Raw genomic sequence first — 20326 nt, forward strand, 5'->3', positions numbered from 1 at the left:
GCTCCACGTTCGGGCTGGTGGGCGTGCGTGTCATGAGACGGTTACCGGATCATCGTCGGATTTACGTAGTAACGGCCCGCCCGGCCCGTCCGTCTCACCCGGTGGCGGCGTCCGGTCGGCGGCGTGCAACAGCACCCGCAGCGCCGTCAGCACCGCCACCGGCACCGCCGCGGCGGCCGCCGCACCGGCCGATCCGAGAGCCGTGCCACCGAGCACCCCGGCGATCACCGTCGCCACCGCGGTCCCGGCCACCCCGCCCCGGACCGCCGGATGCAGGCCGTAGACCCGGTTCAGGCCGCCCCACGGGGAGAACTGGCAGAACGCCAGCATCGCCGCGCCCAGCAGAGCCAGCAGGGTCAGCGGACTGTCCACCAGCGCCTGCCCGTTCGCGGCCGCGGCCCGCTGCACCGACGGCCCGGCCGTACCGTCGGCCAGCGAGGTCAGGAACCGGCCCAGCGTGCCCTGCTCCAACGGCGCCCGCCGCAGGTCGAGCACCGCGAACGTGATGGTCACCACGACACCGGTCAGCGCCGCCCACGCGATCCGCGGGAAGGTCAGCCAGCCACCGGTGCTGATCGCCGCCGCCACACACGCCCCGGCGGTCACCGCGATCGCGCCCACCGGATCCGCGCCCATGTGGCCACTGCCGACCATCACCACACCCAGGCCACCGAAGATCACCATGACCAGCGGCCGCCAGCGCCGGGTCACCCACTGCGCCAGCGAGCCGGCCAGCAGGAACAACCCGGCCACGAACACACCCAGCCCGACACCGCCGAGCCCGGCATAACGAACGCCGTGCACCGCCGAATAGCCGGCCACCCCGTTCAGCTGCAACCGCGCCCCGGTCGCCAGGTCCACCGTCACCACCAGCACCGCCACCGCGGCGGCCGCGGCCATCGGCCACAACGTGCGCGGATACCGCGGCGCCAGCCGGATCAGCAGCGTCCCCAGGATCATCAGCGCGGCCGTCGCCGACCCGAACATCCAGGCCGGATGCGCGCTGCTCCACCATGGGACCACGTCGGCGAGCAGCGCCGCCGGGATCGCCAGCCCACCCGCCAGCAACGCCGCCTCGGCCAGGTCGACCAGGCGGCGCGGCGGCAGCGGCGGGCCCAGCGGACCGGCGTGCCGGCGGGCCCGGACCAGAACCGGGATCACCGCCACGAAGAGGACCGCCTGAAGGATCGCCAGCACGGTGAAGAAGATCTCGGCGACACCACGCTGGGCGATCGCCCGCCGGTCGGCGTCCTGCCCGCCCTGCATGGCCCCGGCCGGATCAACGGTACGGCCCGGCGAGACCGCCGCGGGGTAACCGGCGAACAGCTTCTCCGGCACCGGCCTGCCGAGCGCCGCCAGCACCGTCGGGGCCAGATCGACCAGCTGGAGGTAGCCCTCCCGGCCGGTGCCGGCCGAGGTCAGCCAGCCGGTCTCCCAGCCCGGACCCTCGGCGATCGCCACGTGCAGGCGGGAGGTGGCCTCGGTGTCGGCGAGCCCGGCGATCAGCATCAGCGAGTGCGGAGGGCGGGCGGCGAGGACCCGGGCGAGGGTACGGTCGGCGGCCTCCACCGCGGCCCGGCGCTCCGCACCGGCACCGTTGATCGTGCCCAGGTCCACGATGCTCAGGACACAGTCGCGCAGCAGCCTGGCCGGTTCGGCCGGAAGCTCGGGGACGTAACGGTCGACCCGGCCGAACGGGCGGGCCGCGGCGATCGCCGCACCCGGGCCGACGGCGACCGTGCAGCGCACCGACTCGGCCAGCGCGCCGGGCGTCGTACCGTACGGCAACCGGTCCTGGTTGGTCCGGACCACGGTCGGCTGGTCGGTGAGGTTGGCGCCGATCCCGTCCGGCCGGACGAGTCTCGGCTCCGCGGCCGGACAGCGGCCGGAGACGGCCCGGGTGTCCCAGGCCGCGTAGTTGCCGGCGCCCAGCGTCAGCCAGCCGTCCGACGGGCAGGTCACCGCGTGCGCCGACCGCACCGACAGCCAGCCCACCGAGCCTTTCGACGCCTCCTGCCACAGTGCCGGGGTGCGCTGCGGGTCCAGGTCCTCCCAGCGCAGGCCGGCCGCGGCCGCGACCACCACGTAGTCGGCGTCGCCGCCGTGCTGCCGCTCGGCCGGCCGGAGTGCGAGCACGGCGAGGCTGGCTGCCGCGACCAGAGCCACCATCAGGTACGGCACCCACGCCGCTACCAACGGCCGGCGCGGTGTGCCGGGTTTCCGGACGCGCCGTAACCGGTCTAGCAGGGTCCTTGGCGTCTCCGCCTTCACCGCCGGGACGGCTTCCGCGGGTCGCGCCGGTCCGGGTTCCCGTTTCCCAGGATCCGGCCGGTCCGGCCCCGACCCTTCCGGCCCCGATGCGGCCGGATCATTTTCGGTCGGCTCCGCTTTGCTCGGCTCCGGCTTACTCGGATCCGATTTGTTCGGTTCAGTCTGATTCGGGTCTGTTCCGTTCGGGTCCGGGTTCACGGTCACCGGCGGACCGCCGCGACCTCTGCGTAGCCCGACAGCACGTCCGCCACCACGTCCTCCTCGGTCGGCCAGCCGGCGGCCTGTCGCGGCCCGCGGGCGGCGTAGTCGGCACGCAACGCCGGATCGCCGAGCAGCCGCCGGACCGCCTCGTCCAGCGCGTCGAGATCATTCGGCGGGATCTGCACCGCCGCGTCGCCGACCAGGCCGGGCAGCCCACCGACCGCCGTGGTGACCAGCGGCACCCCGGCGTGCAGCGCCTCCTGCGCGAACAGCTGCCGCGCCTCCCAGTCGCTGGTGATCACCGCCAGGTCGGCGCCGAGCAGCAGATCTGGCACATCGGTACGGTGCCCGAGCAGGTGAACCGGAGCGTGCAGCATCGACGCGCGCTGCGCCAGCGGCATGTAGCTGGGCCCGGAGCCGGCGATCACCACGACCGGGGCCGGGGTGAGGTCACGCCACCGGGCGGCGGCGTCGATCAGCAGGTCGTGGTGTTTCTGCGGGTGCAGCCGGCCGACCGACAGGATCAGCGGGGTGTCGCCGCGCAGCCCGAACTCGGCACGCACCGCCGACCGGGTCCGCTTGGGCGGCGCCAGCTGGGACGTCGCGACGGGGCCCAGCCGGGCGTTGCGGGCGCCGAGTGCCACCGCCCGGTGCACCAGGTCGTCGGAGGCGCCGAGGGTCAACATGGCGTTGCGCGCCACGATCCGCTCCAGCAGGGCTCCGGCCTGGCCTTTCAGCCCACGCGCGAGGACCGCGTTGTGCCAGGTGACCACCAGGGGTACGCCGGTCCGCGCGACCGAGGCCACGAAAGCGGCCCGCAGCCCGTGCGCGTGGATCACCTCGGCGTCACGTCCCGTGATCGCCCGGCGCAGCTGCCGGATCGCGCCGGAGTCCTGCGGGCCGGGGTCGGCCGGGATCTCCACCACCGCGAAGTCGATGCCGCTCGCCGTGAACCCGAAGTGCTGGTCGACCGCGGACGGCCCGCACACCAGCACCCGGCAGCCGGTGGCGACCAGACCGCGGGCCAGGGAGGCGACGTGCTGGCCGATCCCGCCGGTACTGGACGCCACCACCAGCACGACCGAGCCGCGCCACTCCCCGTCGCTGCTCACGACCCGCCAACCCCTCTCGTCCGTTACCAAGGCCCGGCCAGGATCTCGCACCCGGATCGGGCAGGATCCCGCACCCCCCGGTACCGCCGGCCAGGATCTTGCATCCGCACCGTCCGGAATCCCCCTCCGTACCGGCAAGGATCTTGCATCCGCACCGCAGGGAATCCTGATCCCGGCGACCGGAATCTTGCATCCGCACCCGCCGAGATCCCGATCCCCACCGGCCGGAATCTTGCCTCCGCACCGGCTGGGATCCCCATCCCCGCCGGCCGGGATCCTGCATCCGGGTCGGCGTGCCGCCCGGGAACCCGGCTGTCCGTCCCCTATCTGCGGAGCCGTCCGGCCAGGGCCGCCGCCGGTGGGCCGAGATCACGCCGGTCCAGCACGAAGGCGACGCCGAGGAACACCACGGCGACCGCCACACCGCCCAGCATGCCCTCAACGAGGCTGCCCAGCACGCCCGGGGTGGGCCAGAAAGCCGCCCGCAGACCGGCCACCGCACCCCACCCGGCGGCGCCGGCGGCGGCTGCCGCGAGTACCGCGGTGATCAGCGCCCGGCTGAGACCGGCCAGCGCGGCGGGCCCGGCGGCGCGGCGGACGGCCAGGACCAGCAGCAGTCCGGTCACGGTCATGCCGATCGCGTTGGCGAGCCCGAGACCGAACACCTCGCCCCCCGGAACCGGCGCCGCCGTGACGACGATCACGACCGCAGCGGCGGTGAGCCATCCCACGGCCGAGGCCACCGCGGCGGCCACCGTCGCCCCCCGCGCGTAGAGGGCCCGGGACAGCAGCGCGAACAGTGCGTAGCCGAGCAGGCCGGGCGCGAACCCGATCACGCCGGGTGCCGCGTTCGGTGCGCCCATCAGTGCGGTCATCGGGACGGCGAGACCGGCCAGCGCGGCGATGCCGAGGCCGGCCAGCAGCACCACGGAACGGGCGGTACCGGCCAGCGAGGTGGCATAACCCGCCTCGTCACCCCGCGCGACCGCCGCGGACAACCGTGGATAGACCGCGGTCGCCAGCGGGACCGCGAGCACCGCCCACGGCAGCAGGAACAGGGTCTGCGCCGTGCTGTAGGGCGTCATCTGCAGCGCGGCCAGGCCGACGATCAGTGCGGCCACCACCTGCTGGGCTCCGACCGTCACCGCACCGGCCCAGCCGAGCCGTACCGCCTGCCGCCCCTCCTCGCCGGGGAAACGGAACGACGGCCGCAGCCGCAGCCCGAGCCGGCTCACCGGGATCACCAGGCAGAGGCTGAGCGCCACGACCCCGAGGGTGGTGCCCACCGACAGCGTCAGCTCACCGGCCCGGCTCAGGCCGGCGAACCCGCTCCGCGCCCCGTCGATCCCGGCATAGGTGAGGTAGGCCGTCATCACCGTCAGGCTCGACAGCAGCGGCGCGATCACCGGCCAGGCGAAGCGGTGGTGCGCCTGGAGGACACCGGTCAGCACGATCCCGACGCCGTAGAGCGGCAGCTGCGGTGCGAAGATCCGCAGCATCCGCGCGGCGACCTCCTGCTGTTCCGGCGGCACGTCGCCGAGCAGTCCGGCGACCGGGCCCGCCACGAGCAGCAGCACCACCGTCAGCGGGACGGTCAGCACCAGCACCCAGGTCAGCAGGGCGGACGTGATCCGGTCGGCGCGGTCCCGGTCCCCGGTCGCGACCGCACCGGCCAGCAGCGGCACCACGAGACTGGCCAGGGCCCCGCCGGCGGCGAGTTCGAACACGATGTTCGGGATCAGGTTGGCGGCCAGGTAGAGGCTGGCGAGGCCGCCGTCCACCTCACCGTTGCCGACCGTGTAGAGGAACACCGTGGTCCGGCCGAAGCCGGCGAGCCTGGCCAGGATGGTGAGGATCGAGATCAGCGCGGCGGCACCGGCGAGCCTGCCCGCCGTACCCCTGGAGGGTCCGGAAGTGACCGGGGGCCCGGACGAAGCCGGAGACGCGGCAGCCGCGCCGGTGTCGGAGGGCCGCGTCACCGGGGACGGCGGCCGAGATCGTCGAGGGCGCGCAACCACGGGGTGTCCTGGATGACCTTGGTGAAGCTGACCTTCTCGCTGGCCGCGGTGAGCGCGGCCAGTCCGGCGAGCGCCGCCGCCCGCCCGGCCGTCCCGCTGCGGGCCACGAACGCCACCCCGAGCAGCGCGCCGAACGCGTTCGCCCCGGCGTCGCCGAGCATGATCTCCTCGCCGAGGTCGTCCGGCAGCAGGGCGGCACCCGCGCCGAGCATGCCCGCGGTCATCGAGGCGTTACGGCCCACCGCGAGCGGCGCCCCGAGGACCGCGCCGGCCTTGAGCGCCCGGCCCGGCCGCAGGTCGAGCAGGTTGATCAGGTTGGCGGAGCCGGCGATCACACCGGCGCCGAGGAGCACGTCGACACCACGGCCGAACCCGGTGCGGCGGCCGCTGCCGATCAGCGCGGACGCCGCGAGACCCGCCGCGCCCACTCCGACGATCTTGACGAGACCACTGGTGACGAAGCCCTCGCGCAGCGCGCCCAGGTGACCGGCGAAGCCCTTGGCCGCTTTCTGCTCGGGCCGGTTGCCGGCGACGTCGTCGTAGAAACCGACCGCGCCGCTGACCGCTCCGGCGATGGCCGCCGCCGCGCCGAGCCGGCCGGTGGCCGCGCCCGAAACGGCGCCGACGGTGGCACCCACCGCGAGGGCCGGGCCGCCGGCGAGCGTCACGGTACGGCCGTGGAAGTTGGTCCGCTCCAGCTCACGGGCCTGCGGATCGCGGCGCACCCAGCCGAGCACGCTACGTGCGACAAGGGCGCCGAGGGCGGAGGAACGGAGGTAGGCCATGGCCGCAGAGTCTAGACCGGACCGGCTAGGGGGCGGCCGAAGGCACGATCGACGTGGCGCCCGCGGCCAGACCGTACTGCCCGACCTTGTTCTGCACCACCCGCTCGACCGTGACCAGGGCGGTCGTGACCTGTCCCTGCACGGTGTTCACGTTGTCCACCGTGGAGATCTCCTGGACCAGCTTCGGATCGTTGCGGATCCCGGAGACGAGATTTCCCTCTCCCGCGTTGTCCCCGGCGACCACCAGCATCCGGGGGGTCAGTCCGAGTTGCTCGGCCATGGTCAACGCGTACCGGCTCTTCTTCTCCGCCTCGTTGTCGGTGGCGGGCACCCCGGCGATCAGGACGATCGCCTCGGCGCCGCCGGTCGCGCCGTCCTCGGCGGTGAGGTAGCCGGACTGAGCGAAGGCGGCCAGCACCGCGGTCACGTCCTCAGCCGTGGGCGTGCCGGGCGCGGGCGTGCTCGGCGTGCTGGGTGTCCCCTGGAACAGGGTGAGAGCGAGCATCGCGCTGGCCGTCTCGACACCGTCGCTGTTGAGCGGCAGGTTGGCCGTCGAGATGCTCGGCTCGGACAGCTCGTCGACCAGGAGCAGCAGATCGTTGATCGTCTTCGGGTCGAAGAACTTGTCCTCCACCCGCACCCGGGCGGTGATCGTCGCACCGGCCACGGTGAGCATCTTGACGACACCCTCGGTGTGGTCCTCGGTGCCCGGCAGCGCCACCACGGCGATCTTGCGGCCGGTCAGCTTGCCGCTGAGCAGGCCCGGCGCGATCTGACTGGCGAACTCCTGGCTGCGGTTGACCGACTCGTTGAGCTGGTTGACCTGCTCCCGGCGGACATTGTTGTCCTTGTTGAGAGCCTCCAGGTTGTTACGGAGGTTCTCCGAGACCGGGCCGTTGAGCGCGGCGGTGCCGACCACCAGGCCGATCGCCAGCGCGAGGAAGACCGCGGTGAGCGACACCACGTGGTACCGGAAGTTGATCACAACGCCCTCAGAAGAGATTGCCGAGCTGGAAGAGCAGATTGTCCCACCACTCGGACACGACGGTGAGGTATGCCTTCCCCACCGTGGACACCGCCACCGCGGACGCCATCGCCGCGATCGCGGACAGCACCAGCAGCAGTACCGCCGACCCGGAGATGCTCTGCCGGTAGAGCCGGCTCACACCTTTCGCGTCGACCAGTTTGCCGCCCACCTTGAGCCGGGTCAGGAACGTCGACGCCATGCCGCCGCGCCCCTTGTCCAGGAACTCGACCAGGTTGGCATGCGTGCCGACGGCCACGATCAGGGACGCGCCCTTCTCGTCGGCGAGCAGCATCGCCAAATCCTCACTGGTCGCCGCGGCCGGGAAGGTCAGCGCGTCGACACCCAGATTCTCCACCCGCTTGAGCCCGGGGGCCCGCCCGTCGGGATAGGCGTGCACCACGATCTCGGCGCCGCAGCGCAGCACGTCGTCGGTGACCGAGTCCATGTCACCGATGATCATGTCGGGGGTGTGGCCGTTCTCCACCAGCGCGTCCGCGCCGCCGTCGACACCGATCAGGACCGGTTTGTACTCCCGGATGTACGGCCGGAGAACCTCCAGGTCCTCCTTGTAGTCGTAGCCGCGCACCACGATCAGCACGTGCCGCCCGCCGATCCGGGTCTGCACATCGGGCACGCCGACACCGTCGAGCAGCAGATCACGTTCCTGCTTCAGGTAGTCCATGGTGTTCGCGGCGAACGCCTCGAGCTGCACCGACAGGCCCTCGCGGGCGTCGGCCATGGACTTGGCGACGGTCTCCGCGTCCTGCCGGACACCGGTGGCGACCGGCTCGCCGTCGAGCAGCACCACATCGCCCTCGATGCTGACCGTCTGCCCCTCGCGGAGGCGGGCGAAGACGTCCTCGCCGAGCTCGTCGACCAGGATCACCCCGCCCTGGATCAGCACCTCGGGACCCAGGTTCGGATACCGCCCGGAGATCGACGGCTTCGCGTTGAGCACCGCCATGACCCCGGACGCGACCAGCGAGTCGGCGGCGACCCGGTCCAGGTCGACGTGATCGATCACGGCGATCTCACCGGGGCGCAGCCGGCCGGTCAGGCGCTTGGTCCGCCGGTCCAGCCGGACCACGCCGGAGACCGGACCAGGGTCGACGCTCCTAGTCCGGCGGAGGGTGGGAATGGGAAGTCGCATCCCGGCCATCCTGACATGCCCCCGCACCCGGGGCCCCCGCGACATGCGCCAGCTCACCTTTATCAGGCGCGTTTCTCCCGTGCGGCCACGGAGAGTAGCTCCTCGGCATGCGCAATGCCCAGGTCGGAATCGGGCAGACCAGCTAGCATCCGGGACAATTCCCGGGCTCGTTCCGTTTCTTCCACAATGCGCACACCACTCGTCGTGATCGCCCCACCGGTGTCTTTCGCGACCACCAGGTGACGATCGGCGAACGCCGCGACCTGCGGCAGGTGCGTCACGACCAACACCTGATGGGTACGTGCGAGCCGCGCCAGCCGCCGCCCGATCTCCACCGCGGCCGTCCCGCCGACACCCGAGTCGACCTCGTCGAACACCAGCGTCGGCGGCCCGCCGGCACCGGCGAACACCACCTCGATGGCCAGCATCACCCGGGAGAGCTCACCACCGGACGCACCCTTCTGCAGGGGCAGGGCCGGGGCACCCGGGTGGGCGTGCAGCCGCAGCTCCACCTCGTCGGCGCCGTCCGGCCCGGCGGCCAGGGTCTCGCCGTCGACGGTGACGGCCGGCTCGTCCCGCGACGGCGCCCGGGTGAGCACCGCCACCTCGACCCGCGAATGCGGCATCGCCAGCCCGGCCAGCTCGACGCTGACCGCCTCGGAGAACCGTCCGGCCGCCTCCCGACGGGCCGCGGTCAGCCGCCCGGCCAGCTCGCCGACCGTCGCCTCCAGCCGCTGCCGCTCCTTGTCCAGCTCATCGAGCAGCTCGTCGGAGGAGTCCAGCACGCTCAGCTTGGTCCGCGCGTTCTCCGCCCAGGCGATCACGCCGTCGATGTCGTCGGCATATTTGCGGGTCAGGGCCCGCAGCGCGGCCCGCCGCTCGTAGATCGCCTCCAGCCGGGCCGGATCGGCGTCGAGCGTGCCCAGGTAGGCCGACAGCTCCGAGGCGACGTCACCGACCAGGGTGGCGGCCTCCTCCAGGCGGGCGGCCAGGTCACCGAGCGACGAGTCGACCGCCGACTGACCCTCCAGGGTCCGCCGGGCCAGACCGAGCAGCTGGGTCGCGTCGGGGGTGTCGTCGGCCGCCTCCACGCCGCCGGTCAGCGCCTGCGACGCCAGGATGGCCGCGACCCGCAGCCCCTCGGCGTGCTCCAGCCGCTGCACCTCGTTACGCAGATCGTCGTCCTCCCCGGGCTGCGGATCCACCCGGGTGATCTCGTCGAGACCGAGTTTGAGCAGGTCGGCCTCCTGCGAGCGCTGCCGCGCGTTGCGCCGGCGATCGGCCAGGTCCTCCACCACGGCCCGCCACCGGCTGAACGCCTCCTTGTAGGAGTCGATCAGCTTCTCGTGCGGTGGGCCGGCGAACCGGTCGAGCGCGGACCGTTGCTCCGACGGGCGCAGCAGGCGCAGCTGGTCGGACTGGCCGTGCACGGCCAGGATCTGCTCGCCCAGCTCGCTCAGCGTCGACACCGGCATGCTCCGGCCGCCGACGTGTGCCCGGGACCGGCCCTCGGCCGTCACCGTGCGGCTCAGCAGGATCGAACCGTCGTCGTCGACCTCACCGCCGGCGTCGGTGACCCGGGTCCGCACCGCGTCACCCAGGGTGCCGCGCAGTTTCAGCCGGCCCTCGACCACGGCCCGGCCCGGGTCGGCGCGGACCCGCCCGGCGTCGGCCCGGCCACCGAAGAGCAGCCCGAGACCGGTCACCACCATGGTCTTACCGGCGCCGGTCTCGCCGGTGATCACATTCATTCCCGACGTGAGCCGCAGCGTCGTGTCGTCGATGACGCCGAGCCCGGTGATGCGCAGTTCCTCCAGCACAGCCAGACAGTATCGGGAGCCCCCGACAATTGCCCAACGGCGGAGGTCTGATCAGCGTCGATTCCCGCGCCATCCGACGACCGGCAGACCGAACTTCGCGACCAGCGTGTCGGTGAACGGACGCGGCGCCAGCCGGACCAGACGAACCGGGAGCTGACCCCTTTCGACCGTCACCTGCGAGCCGGGCGGCAGATCCCAGGTCCGGCGACCGTCACAGCACAACACCGCAAAAGACGTGTACGGGTCGACCGTCAGCACGAACGTCGACGTCGGTGCGGTGACCAGCGGTTTGGAGAACAGTGCGTGCGCACTGATCGGCACCAGCAGCAGCGCCTCCACCTCGGGCCAGACCACCGGTCCACCGGCCGAGAACGCGTACGCCGTCGACCCGGTCGGTGTGGCACACACCACACCGTCGCAGCCGTACCGGGACAGCGGGCGGCCGTCCACGTCCACCATCAGTTCGAGCATCTGGGCCCGCTGGCCCTTCTCCACAGTCACCTCGTTGAGCGCCCACGACTCGGCGATCAGGCGGCCGTCGTACTCCGCCCGGACGTCCAGCGTCAGCCGCTCGTCGACGGCGTAGTCACCGGCCACCACCTCGGCGACCGCGTGGTCGATGTGATCGATCTCGGTCTCGGCGAGGAAACCGACCTTGCCCAGGTTGATCCCGAGCAGCGGTGCCTTCGCCGGCCGGGCCAGATCGGCGGCACGCAGGATGGTGCCGTCACCGCCGAGCGCCAGCACGATCTCCACACCCTCGGCCGCGTCCGGGCCGACCACCGGCTCCACCCCCGGGGGCAGCTCCAGGTCGTCGATCTCCTCGGCGATCACCCGGACCTCGAAACCGGCGGCGATCAGATCCAGCGCCACCGCACGGGCGTGCTGGGTACTCTGCCGGCGCCCGGTGTGCGTCACCAGCAGGGCCGAGCGCGTCATTTCTCCTCCAGCAGGGGAACGGGTCCAGCTTCGACGACAGCTTCGATCCGGGCCGGATCAGCCGGCGGGGCGTCCCGCCGGAACCACACGAAGAACTCCACGTTGCCACTGGGACCCGGCAGCGGGCTCGCGGTCACGTCCGCCACCCCCAGCCCCAGCCCGGCGGCGGCCGACGCCACGTCCGACACCGCCTCGGCGCGCAGCCGCCAGTCACGGACCACACCACCCGAGCCGACCTTCTCCCGACCGACCTCGAACTGCGGCTTCACCATCAGCGCGAGGTCGCCGTCCGGGCCGGTGCAGGCGGACAGCGCGGGCAGCACCAGCCGCAGCGAGATGAACGACAGATCCGCCACCGTCAGATCGACCGTGCCACCGATCGACTCGGGTGTGATCGCCCGGACGTTGGTGCGCTCCTGCACCACCACCCGGTCGTCGTTGCGGATCGGCCAGGCCAGCTGGCCGTACCCGACGTCCACCGCCACCACCTGCCGGGCCCCGGCGCGCAGCAGCACATCGGTGAACCCGCCGGTGGACGCGCCCGCGTCCAGGCAACGCCGTCCGGACACGGTCAGCCCGCCGGGAGCGAACGCCGCCAGGGCCCCGGCCAGCTTGTGGCCGCCGCGGGACACGTACTCGTCCTTCGGATCCTCACCGGACACCACGATCGGGTCGGCCGGATCGACCATGGCGGCGACCTTCAGCGCGGCGGTACCGCGCACCTGCACACGACCGGCCGCGACGAGCGCGGCGGCCTGCTCCCGGGAGCGGGCGAGCTTGCGTCGGACGAGCTCGGCGTCGAGACGCGCACGGCGGGCCATCGATTTCCTTTATTCTGTACGGTCGTTCAGCGGTCGATGCTGGCCAGGGTGTCCTGGAGCACCTGGTGCGCGGCCTCGTACTCGGCTATCTGCTCGGCCGGTGCCAGCCGCGCGGCGTTGGCGAGCGACCGTAGCACCGCGTCCACGGCGGGGTGACCGGTGTCCTCCCCGCCCGGCTCGGCCCCCGGCCGCACTGTCTGCGAAGCGCCCGGCTCGGATCCCGACCGCACCGCCTGCGGCGCGCCCGGGTCGGACAGCGGCCGCGCAGCCTGCGAAGCGCCCTGGTCGGACACCGGTCGCACTGACTGCGGGACGCCCGGTGGGAGACCGCCGGGCGGCGGGCCGGGGCGCGGGCCGGGCTGAGGGTAGGTCACGGCCTCACGCCTCCGAACTCTCGTTCCGGCTTACCGTCTCCGACGCCGGCGTCGCCTGTGTGGGCACCTGCGCCGTCTTCTTGGCCGGCGTCCGACTTCCGGCCGCCTTACGCGGCGCTGCGGCCTTGGTGGGTTCCGTGGCCTTGAGCGGCTCCGCAACCTTGCGCGGCGCTGCGGCCTTCCGGCTCGTGCTCTTCTGCGGCTCGGTGGCCGACTCGGCAGCACCCCGGCTAGGCGCCGCCTGCTCAGCGGCCGTCTGTCCGGCAGGCGCCTGCTCGGCGACGGCCTTCCTGGCCACCGCCTTCTTGGCCGGGGCCTGCTTGGCTACCGCCTGCTTAGCCGGGGCCCGCTTGGCTACCGCCTGCTTGGCCGGGGCCCGCTTGGCCACAGCTGGCTTTGCCGGAGTCGGCTCAGCCGCCACCGGCTCGACGAACACCGGCTCCACGCCGGCCGGCGTCTCGGTTGGCGCTCCAGTGACCGGAGTCGCGGCCGGCAGCACAATGGCCGGGGCGCCGGTGGACACCTCGTCCTGCACGACAGCCGGCCGCCCTGCTGAGCCCTCGGCCACTTCGGCAGCCAGCCCGGCTGCCTTCCGCGGCGCCCGCTTGGCCGGGGCGCTCTTAGCCGGGGCGCTCGTGGCCAGCGAATCCTTGGCAGGGACGCTCTTGGCCGGTGCGTCCTTGGCAGGCGCAGCCTTGACGGCAGCCGTCTTCGCCGGAGACCGTTTGGCGGGCGCCCGCTTGGTGGGCGACTGCTTCACGGGCTCCGCAGGAGCAGCCGCCGGCGGCTCAGTCGCGGCCGGAACCACGGGAGCGACCGCCGCGTTCGCCGACACCGTCGCCGGATCGGTTCCCGCTGCCGGCATCGCGTTCGGCTTGGCTTTGACCGCCTTCTTGGCCACCGTCTTCTTGGCCGGCCGGCCCGCGGGCACCTCCCGCGCCGCCGGCACGTCCGGCACCTCGGGGGCAGCCGGCACGGCCGGGGCGTCCCGCTCGATCGCGCCGACCCGGTTCTGCGCCTGCCGCAGCTGGCGTTCCAGGTCGTGCACCTTGGTCGTGAGGTCGGACACCTCCTCGGCGGTGGCCAATCCCACTCGCCCGAGTGCCCGGTCCACCTCGTAACGAACGATGTTGGTCAGCGCCTCGCGATTCGCGATGCCCGCCGACAGCAGGTCCTCCACGAGGCCCTGCATCTGCACCGCCGTGGCACCGCCTCGGTTGAGCAGCTCCCCGGCGACCTGTTGGGCCTTCTTCCGGGGGGCCTCCGTCAAGCCGAGTGCCAGGTCCAGATAAGCCCGCCATGCGTCCGGCATGTCTCGCCTCCTCTCGCCACGTCGGGTGCCACGCTACCGGGCACCTCCGGGAAACTCCTGGGGTACCGTGCCGGTGTCGTGAGGCAGGATGGTCCTATGGCCACCTTGGACCAGTGCCGCCGAGCGCTGCACGACCTCGCCGCCCGGTTGGAGACCAACGCCGAGGCCCGCGGAAAACTCGACCTGGACCGTACCCTCGCATGCCGTCTGACCGATCTGGGTGCCGCATTCCACGGCCGGATCACCGGTGGCCGCCTGGTCGACATCACCGACGGCGACGACCCGAAGGCGAAGATCGCGCTGGTCACGACGAGCGACGAGTTGCTCGACCTGGTGGCCGGCAAGCTCGAGGTGTCGCGTCTGATCACCGCCATCCGGGCTAACCCGTTCGACCTGCTCAAGCTCCGCAAGCTCCTCTGAACGACCGGACCGGCTGTGCCCGGGGATACGGGCCCGACCGGTAGGTCAGTTCAAAGATCGACGTCAGGTCGTCGCGGAGAGTGTCTCCAGACCGACGAGCACCTGGTCCGCGGCGGCGGTCGCCGCCGACAGCTGGGTGGTCACCTCGGCCAGCACGGCCGCCTGTTCCTCCACCGAGGACGCGATGTTGAGCTGCAACTCGTGGATGTCGTCGACGGCTCCGGTGGTGGAGGCGAAGGTGTGCGCCACGTCTCCGGTCTCGGCCACGATCGCGGTGATCACCTGGTTGACCTTCTCCACCGAGGTGGCCGTCTCCCGGGCGAGATCCTTGACCTCCCCGGCGACCACGGCGAATCCCTTGCCCAGCTCACCGGCGCGGGCCGCCTCGATGGTGGCGTTGAGGGCGAGCAGGTTGGTCTGCTCGGCCAGCGACGCGATGATCGCGTTCACCGCGGCGATCTCCCCGACCGACTTCTCCAGGCGGCGTACCTTCTCGCCGGCGGACGCGGCCGCGTCCTTGCCGGTGGACGCGGTCCCGGCGGCCTGCGCGGATCGTTGGGCGATGTCGCGCACGGACGTGGTGAGCGCCGCGAGTTCCCGGTCGACGGCGGCGACCGCCGAGATCGCGGTGTGCGCCTCGCCGCTGATCTGCGCGACGTCGGCGGCGATCCGCCGGGCCTGCGCGGCCGACTCCTCCGACCGTACGCGCAGATCCTCGGCGGCCCGCTCCCGCGCCTCGTGCTCGGACCGTTCGACCTCGCGGCGGGCGTCCTCGGCCTGCCGGGCGAGCACCTCGTTCTCGCGTTCCGCCTGTTCGGCGAAGTGCCAGAAGATGACGATGCCGGCCACCTCCAGGGTGACCAGACCGGCGTGCAGGGCGACCATGCCGAGAGCGGCGCCGACACCCATGTGATGCTCACCGAACACCCGTTCCGGGGACACCAGGCCGAGCACCCCATGATGTACGACGACCACGACGACCGCCGAGACCAGCGGCGCCCACTGCTGGTACAGCGCTACGAAGATCAGTACCGCGTACAGGTGGATGTGCGTGGACATCTCGCCACCGGTGAGCTCGATCGCCACGAACGTGCACGCGATCAGTCCGACGCTGACATGGCTGGCCCGGGCCTTGAGATTGTCGGCGGGCAGCAGCCCGGCGAGGGCGGCCCAGACGCCGACGGCCGCGGACAGGCCGACCGCCTCCCACGGTGACCGTGGCCCGAGAATGCCGACGACCAGGAACACCGGCACGTGGAACCAGAGCAACCGGCTCACGATCCGGTGCCGGGCCTGCCAGGACGCCTCGGAGAGCCGGGCACCGCGCGGCAATGTCAGAGAGCTCACGTCCCCCTGATCGACCGAGCGACGGCGCACATGACCCCGTCGGGCAAAAGGCCCAAGACCTGCCCGTTCCCCCGCGAACAGTGCCACGATGGGAGTAGGGAACCCACCGGCCGGCGGCCGTGCCGGCCCGATCAGGGAGGGACCATGATCCATGACCGTCCCGGCCTCCCGCGCTTCGACGCCACGCTGACCACCGCGAACGTCCACGAGCGCGCCGAACAGGTCGCTGTGCCCGACTTCGACTGGATGAGCACCCCGGTCCTAGCTTTCGTCGACGCGCTCCTGCACATCGACATGAACGCTCCGCCGCCGCGCCGCCACCACCACTTCCCGCCGCCCACCGCGGTCCCGCATCCGGCCGGCGCACCCACCACACCGCCGTTCGACACCGCCGCCCACAGCGGCGGCCACCTGCTGGCCGGCCTGACCCGCATGCACCGCTGATCCCACGCCGCCGAACCCACCTACCCGCCCCCCGGCGCGCATACCGAAAGCCGCCACTCTCACCGGCTGGCCACCACCGCTGCCTCACACCCCTCAAGACAACGGTGGGGACCAGCCCGAAAGAACCGGCTGGCCGCCACCGCTGCCTCACACCTCTCAACACAACGGTGGGAACCAGCCCGAAAGAACCAGCTGGCTGTCACCGCTGTCTCAGCGTGGCTGAGACAGCGGTGGGGACCAGCCGGGTGTGGGGGCGCCCGCGCAGCGGGCGGCTCTTTGAGGGCGCTGCGACAGCGCTGAGCGCTGGCCGCGGAGGATTCTGCCGAATCGCAGGTTCGCTGCCGTCGGCGGCGCGAAGGAGTAGGTCGGGGAAAGCGAACGGCCCTGGTCGCTGCGCTCCGGGTAGGGAGGCGGCGGCCAGGGCCGTTCGGGAGTCGAGCGGTGCGGGACCGGGGAGCGTGAGGGCTTTCCGGAGGTGCCGCGAGGTCAGTGCTGTTCGGGGAGGTTCCAGGAGGCCAGCAGTTCGCGGGCGTCAGTGGATCCGGCGGTGATCGCGGTGACCGGGACACCGGTCCAGGTGACTCCGCAGAGCAGGCGCAGGGCGTCGACCGGGGTACCGGAGCCGTCCAGCTCGACGCCGTCGGCGTTCCGCGTCAGGCGCCAGCCACCGATCTCGTCTCCTGGACCCCCGCCGCCGGTGACCGGAAGGCGGGCCTCGTCGGCTGGGCGGAACAGGCCGGACATGTCGGCGGCCACATAGGTGGGTCGCCGGTCCTCAGGGGCGGTCAGCAGGTCGGCCGGGCCGCTGACCCCGGTCAGGACGAGCAGGCTGTCCATACCGGCGGTGACGGCGCCCTGGATGTCGGTGTCCAGACGGTCACCGACGGTCAGCGGACGCTCGGCCCGGGACTGGGCGGCCGCGGTCCGGAACAGGCCGGGCTGCGGCTTGCCGACGACCACGTCCGGGTCACGGTCGAGGGCCGTTCGCAGCACCGCGACGAGCGAGCCGTTGCCCGGCAGCGGACCACGCGGGCTGGGCAGGGTGCGGTCGGTGTTGGTCGCGAACCAGGTCGCCCCGGCCCGTACCGCCACCACCGCCTCGGCCAGGATCTTCCAGCCGACCTCCGGGCCGTACCCCTGGACCACCGCGACCGGCTCGTCCTCCGCCGAGTCGACCGGGGTCAGACCCGCGTCGCGGACCTCGGCGCGCAGCGCCTCCGCCCCGACCACCAGGACCGGTGCCCCGGCCGGCAGCCGCTCGGCGAGCAGCGCCGCCGCGGCGCCGGCCGAGGTCAGTACCTCGGCCGGCTCCGCGTTCACACCCATGCCGGTCAGCAGCGCCGCCACGTCGGCGGCGCGCCGGGACGCGTTGTTCGTGGCGAACGCGATCGGCGTCGCGCCGGAGCGCAGCTGATCGATCGCCTCGGCCGCGCCCGGGATCGGCCTGTCGATCAGGAAGACAACGCCGTCCAGGTCGAAGATGACCAGGTCGTAGCCGCCGGCAAGGTGATCGCTCATGCCTTCGGCTTCTCCTCGGCGCCGTCCTCGTCGTCCTTGTCCGCCTCGATCTTGTCGACCGAGTCGGTCACGGCACCGTCGACGCTGTCCTCGTCGCCCGCCGGCTTGTCGCCGCCGGCCGGCTCGTCGAGGGCGTCGGTGACGCCTCCGGTGACGACCGGCGCGTCCTTGTCGTCCTCGTCGCCGAGGCCGTCCGTGTTCACGTCGGTGTTCGCAACGCCGGCCCGCTCGTCCTCACCGTCGAGGTCACCCTCGTCGCTGTCGAGACCCTCGTCCTCACCGTCGAGGTCCTCGTCATCGTCGTCGTCGTAGTCGTCCTCGTCATCGGCGAGGTCGTCTTCGTCGTCGCCGTCCGCATCGTCGGCGGACTCGCGGTCGCCGGCCGACGAGTCACGGTCGGTGGCGGACGCCTCGGCGCCCTCCTCCTCGTCGTCCTCGTCGACGTCGTCGCCCTCGATGGTGACACCGTCGAGTTCGAGCAGCCGCTCGGCCGCGTTGGTGACCTGCTCCTCGTCGACCGTCGCGGTCCGGGCGAACCACTCCCGGGCCTCGTCACGACGGCCGGCCGCCAGCAGGGCGTCGGCGTACGCATACCGCAGGCGGGCCGCCCACTCGGCGTCCTCGTCGGCGGTCAGCTCCTTCACCTGGAGCATCGCCACGGCGGCGTCGTGCTGACCCAGGTCGCCCCGGGCACCGGCGGCCACGATCAGCAGTTCGATCGCGCCGGCCTTCTCCAGCTTGGCCACGTCGGCACCGCGGAACAGGTCGATCGCCCGCTCCGGACGGCCGAGCGCCCGCTCACAGTCGGCCAGCTCGGCCAGGTGCGTCTGCCGTCCGGTCATCCGGTGGTAGGTGCGCAGCTCGGCGATCGCGGTCGTCCAGTCACCGGCCGCGTACGCCGCCAGCCCGACGGCCTCCCGCACCACGGCGATCCGCGAAGCGAGACGCCGCGCCGCGATCGCGTGGCTCAGGGCCAGCTCGGAGTCTTCGTCGATGATCTGGCCGGCGGCCACCAGGTGCCGGGCGACCTTGTCGGCGACGTCGCGGGCCAGGCTCAGCAGTTCGGCGCGCACCTCCTGGTCGAGGTCGGTCGCGGTGATCTCCTCGGGAATCTCCGGCGCCAAGAACGAGGGCCTGCCGGCCTCGTCCTGGGGACTCGCGTCCTGGTCCCGGTCACTGCGGAACCCACCGCGGTCGTCGCGGTCACCCCGGACGCCAGCGCGGTCGTCACGGTCTCCGCGGAACCCTCCACGGTCGCCGCCGCCCTGGTAGCCCGGACGGTCCCCACCACGGAACCCGCCGCGGTCGCCACCGGGCCGGTCGCTGCGCTGCGGACGGTCACCGTACGGCCGGTCCTGCCGGGGACGGTCACCGAAGGACCGCTCGCGGTCACCCTGGAAGCCACTACCTTGCGGGCGGTCGCCTCCACGGTATCCACCGCGGTCGCCACCACCCTGGTAGCCGCCCCGGTCACGGTCGCCACCCCGGTACCCGCCGCCGGAACCACCCTGGAAGCTCTCCCGGGCACCGCCACGGTCCCGGTCGCCACCGCGGTAACCGCCGCGGTCGCCGCCACCCTGGTAACCCGGACGGTCGCCACCACCCGAGGGACGGTCGCCACCACGGTATCCGCCCCGGTCGCCACCACCCTGATAGCCCGGACGGTCGCCGCCACCCGAGGGACGGTCGCCACCACGGTATCCACCGCGGTCGCCGCCACCCTGATAGCCCGGACGGTCACCACCGCGGAAGCCACCACCGGACGGACGGTCACCACCGCGGAAACCGCCACCCGACGGACGGTCACCACCACGGTCGCTGCCGCCCTGGTAACCCGGGCGGTCACCACCCCGGAAGCCACCACCGGACGGACGGTCACCACCACGGAAACCACCGCGGTCGCCACCACCCTGATAGCCCGGACGGTCGCCGCCACGGTCACGGTCACCACCACGGAAACCACCGCGGTCGCCACCACCCTGATAGCCCGGACGGTCGCCGCCACGGAAGCCACCACCGGACGGACGGTCACCACCACGGAAACCACCGCGGTCGCCGCCACCCTGGTAACCCGGACGGTCGCCACCGCGCTCTACGCCACGGTCACGATCGCCACCACGGAACCCGCCACCGGACGGACGGTCACCACCACGGTAGCCACCACCGGACGGACGGTCGCCACCGCGGAAACCACCGCGGTCGCCGCCACCCGACGGACGGTCACCACCACGGAAACCACCGCGGTCGCCACCACCCTGATAGCCCGGACGGTCACCACCACGGAAACCACCTCGGTCACCTCCGCGGTCCCGGTCACCACCACGGAAGCCGCCGCGGTCACCGCCGCCCTGGTAGCCACCCCGGGAGCCGCCGCGGTCTGCACCACGGAAGCCACCCCGGTCACCGCCGCGGTCACCACCCCGGTCGCTCCGGTTGCCGTCGCCGGCTCCGTCGCGACCGCCTCCCGAACGACGATCGTCGTCGCGGTTGTTGGAGCCGCCGTCCTGCGGTCCTGTACTCACGGATCATTCCTTCCAGTACGGCGGCGGGTTACCTAGGCCCGAGTGGCCCTGCTCCGACACACGCTGTTCTCGATACACAAAGTTACTAGGGGATCTGCCCATAAACGCAGTCGAGGGCCGACCCCGAAGTGGGGCGGCCCTCGACCGATCACGTTGAGTCCGGCGGCGTCCTACTCTCCCACACCCTCCCGAGTGCAGTACCATCGGCGCTGGAGGGCTTAGCTACCGGGTTCGGAATGTAACCG

General features: G+C 72.5%; 16 protein-coding genes, 1 rRNA gene and 1 pseudogene. 3 read left to right on the plus strand and 15 right to left on the minus strand.

Annotated features, from left to right (window positions below; all coding sequences use genetic code 11):
* Positions 1-30: 30 nt before the first annotated feature.
* The 11 genes and pseudogenes from BC793_RS44920 to BC793_RS52055 all read right to left on the minus strand — a co-directional run bounded on the left by BC793_RS44920 (position 31) and on the right by BC793_RS52055 (position 13830).
* Positions 31-2181: a hypothetical protein gene (locus BC793_RS44920; protein WP_307784600.1), complete on the minus strand. Its 2151-nt coding sequence runs from the start codon at positions 2179-2181 to the stop codon at positions 31-33.
* Positions 2182-2471: 290 nt separating this feature from the next.
* Positions 2472-3584: a glycosyltransferase family 4 protein gene (locus tag BC793_RS44925; protein ID WP_109602759.1), complete on the minus strand. Its 1113-nt coding sequence runs from the start codon at positions 3582-3584 to the stop codon at positions 2472-2474.
* A gap of 235 nt (positions 3585-3819) precedes the next feature.
* Positions 3820-5563 (minus strand): annotated as a pseudogene (gene murJ / locus BC793_RS44930) (murein biosynthesis integral membrane protein MurJ); the annotation flags it as partial.
* Positions 5560-6387 (minus strand): hypothetical protein, encoded by an 828-nt coding sequence (locus tag BC793_RS44935; protein ID WP_109602761.1) that lies wholly within the window; start codon positions 6385-6387, stop codon positions 5560-5562. The pseudogene murJ and the gene BC793_RS44935, both read right to left, overlap by 4 nt.
* Before the next feature lie 25 nt (positions 6388-6412).
* Positions 6413-7372 (minus strand): copper transporter, encoded by a 960-nt coding sequence (locus BC793_RS44940; RefSeq protein ID WP_109602762.1) that lies wholly within the window; start codon positions 7370-7372, stop codon positions 6413-6415.
* 7 nt (positions 7373-7379) lie between these two features.
* Positions 7380-8573, minus strand: a complete 1194-nt coding sequence (gene steA, locus BC793_RS44945; protein ID WP_203896626.1) for a putative cytokinetic ring protein SteA — start codon at positions 8571-8573, stop codon at positions 7380-7382.
* A gap of 53 nt (positions 8574-8626) precedes the next feature.
* A complete protein-coding gene (gene recN, locus BC793_RS44950) occupies positions 8627-10384 on the minus strand; it encodes a DNA repair protein RecN (protein ID WP_109602763.1) in 1758 nt (585 codons plus the stop codon).
* Positions 10385-10435: 51 nt separating this feature from the next.
* Entirely contained in the window at positions 10436-11323 is an 888-nt protein-coding gene (locus tag BC793_RS44955) for an NAD kinase (protein ID WP_109602764.1), read from the minus strand.
* Positions 11320-12144 (minus strand): TlyA family RNA methyltransferase, encoded by an 825-nt coding sequence (locus BC793_RS44960; RefSeq protein WP_109602765.1) that lies wholly within the window; start codon positions 12142-12144, stop codon positions 11320-11322. The genes BC793_RS44955 and BC793_RS44960 overlap by 4 nt, the downstream gene beginning before the upstream one ends.
* 26 nt (positions 12145-12170) lie before the next feature.
* Entirely contained in the window at positions 12171-12437 is a 267-nt protein-coding gene (locus tag BC793_RS49300) for a hypothetical protein (RefSeq protein ID WP_146246750.1), read from the minus strand.
* A gap of 85 nt (positions 12438-12522) precedes the next feature.
* Positions 12523-13830, minus strand: a complete 1308-nt coding sequence (locus BC793_RS52055) for a hypothetical protein (protein WP_239170679.1) — start codon at positions 13828-13830, stop codon at positions 12523-12525.
* A gap of 96 nt (positions 13831-13926) precedes the next feature.
* Here BC793_RS52055 and BC793_RS44970 point away from each other — a divergent pair, with 96 nt between their 5' ends.
* Complete coding sequence (locus BC793_RS44970) at positions 13927-14250, plus strand: sterol-binding protein (protein WP_109602766.1); 324 nt, start codon at positions 13927-13929, stop codon at positions 14248-14250.
* 63 nt (positions 14251-14313) lie between these two features.
* On the opposite strand, the gene BC793_RS44975 is transcribed toward BC793_RS44970, so the two are convergent.
* A complete protein-coding gene (locus BC793_RS44975; protein ID WP_109602767.1) occupies positions 14314-15597 on the minus strand; it encodes a methyl-accepting chemotaxis protein in 1284 nt (427 codons plus the stop codon).
* A 144-nt stretch (positions 15598-15741) separates the two neighbouring features.
* On the opposite strand from BC793_RS44975, the gene BC793_RS44980 reads away from it, so the two are divergent.
* Positions 15742-16041 (plus strand): hypothetical protein, encoded by a 300-nt coding sequence (locus tag BC793_RS44980; protein WP_109602768.1) that lies wholly within the window; start codon positions 15742-15744, stop codon positions 16039-16041.
* A 486-nt stretch (positions 16042-16527) separates the two neighbouring features.
* On the opposite strand, the gene BC793_RS44985 is transcribed toward BC793_RS44980, so the two are convergent.
* The gene (locus tag BC793_RS44985; protein WP_109602769.1) at positions 16528-17559 is read right to left on the minus strand and encodes an HAD-IIA family hydrolase; all 1032 of its coding nucleotides are present in this window, start codon (positions 17557-17559) and stop codon (positions 16528-16530) included.
* Positions 17556-18632 (minus strand): tetratricopeptide repeat protein, encoded by a 1077-nt coding sequence (locus tag BC793_RS44990; protein ID WP_373871322.1) that lies wholly within the window; start codon positions 18630-18632, stop codon positions 17556-17558. The genes BC793_RS44985 and BC793_RS44990 overlap by 4 nt, the downstream gene beginning before the upstream one ends.
* On the opposite strand from BC793_RS44990, the gene BC793_RS52605 reads away from it, so the two are divergent.
* Positions 18576-20117: a hypothetical protein gene (locus tag BC793_RS52605; RefSeq protein WP_158319559.1), complete on the plus strand. Its 1542-nt coding sequence runs from the start codon at positions 18576-18578 to the stop codon at positions 20115-20117. The two genes, BC793_RS44990 and BC793_RS52605, sit on opposite strands and share 57 nt — an antisense overlap.
* A 121-nt stretch (positions 20118-20238) precedes the next feature.
* Here the strand turns inward: BC793_RS52605 and rrf are convergent.
* Positions 20239-20326, minus strand: a 5S ribosomal RNA gene (gene rrf, locus BC793_RS45000); the annotation flags it as partial.

The sequence above is a fragment of the Actinoplanes xinjiangensis genome, from assembly GCF_003148685.1.
GTDB lineage: Bacteria > Actinomycetota > Actinomycetes > Mycobacteriales > Micromonosporaceae > Actinoplanes > Actinoplanes xinjiangensis.

Excerpts from the sequence above, each read along its gene's own strand:
- BC793_RS44935 (WP_109602761.1), bottom strand. The coding sequence starts at position 6,387 with ATGGCCTACCTCCGTTCCTCCGCCCTCGGCGCCCTTGTCGCACGTAGC.
- steA (WP_203896626.1), bottom strand. The coding sequence starts at position 8,573 with ATGGCCGGGATGCGACTTCCCATTCCCACCCTCCGCCGGACTAGGAGC.
- BC793_RS44955 (WP_109602764.1), bottom strand. The coding sequence starts at position 11,323 with ATGACGCGCTCGGCCCTGCTGGTGACGCACACCGGGCGCCGGCAGAGT.
- BC793_RS44960 (WP_109602765.1), bottom strand. The coding sequence starts at position 12,144 with ATGGCCCGCCGTGCGCGTCTCGACGCCGAGCTCGTCCGACGCAAGCTC.
- BC793_RS52055 (WP_239170679.1), bottom strand. The coding sequence starts at position 13,830 with ATGCCGGACGCATGGCGGGCTTATCTGGACCTGGCACTCGGCTTGACG.
- BC793_RS44970 (WP_109602766.1), top strand. The coding sequence starts at position 13,927 with ATGGCCACCTTGGACCAGTGCCGCCGAGCGCTGCACGACCTCGCCGCC.
- BC793_RS44980 (WP_109602768.1), top strand. The coding sequence starts at position 15,742 with ATGATCCATGACCGTCCCGGCCTCCCGCGCTTCGACGCCACGCTGACC.
- BC793_RS44985 (WP_109602769.1), bottom strand. The coding sequence starts at position 17,559 with ATGAGCGATCACCTTGCCGGCGGCTACGACCTGGTCATCTTCGACCTG.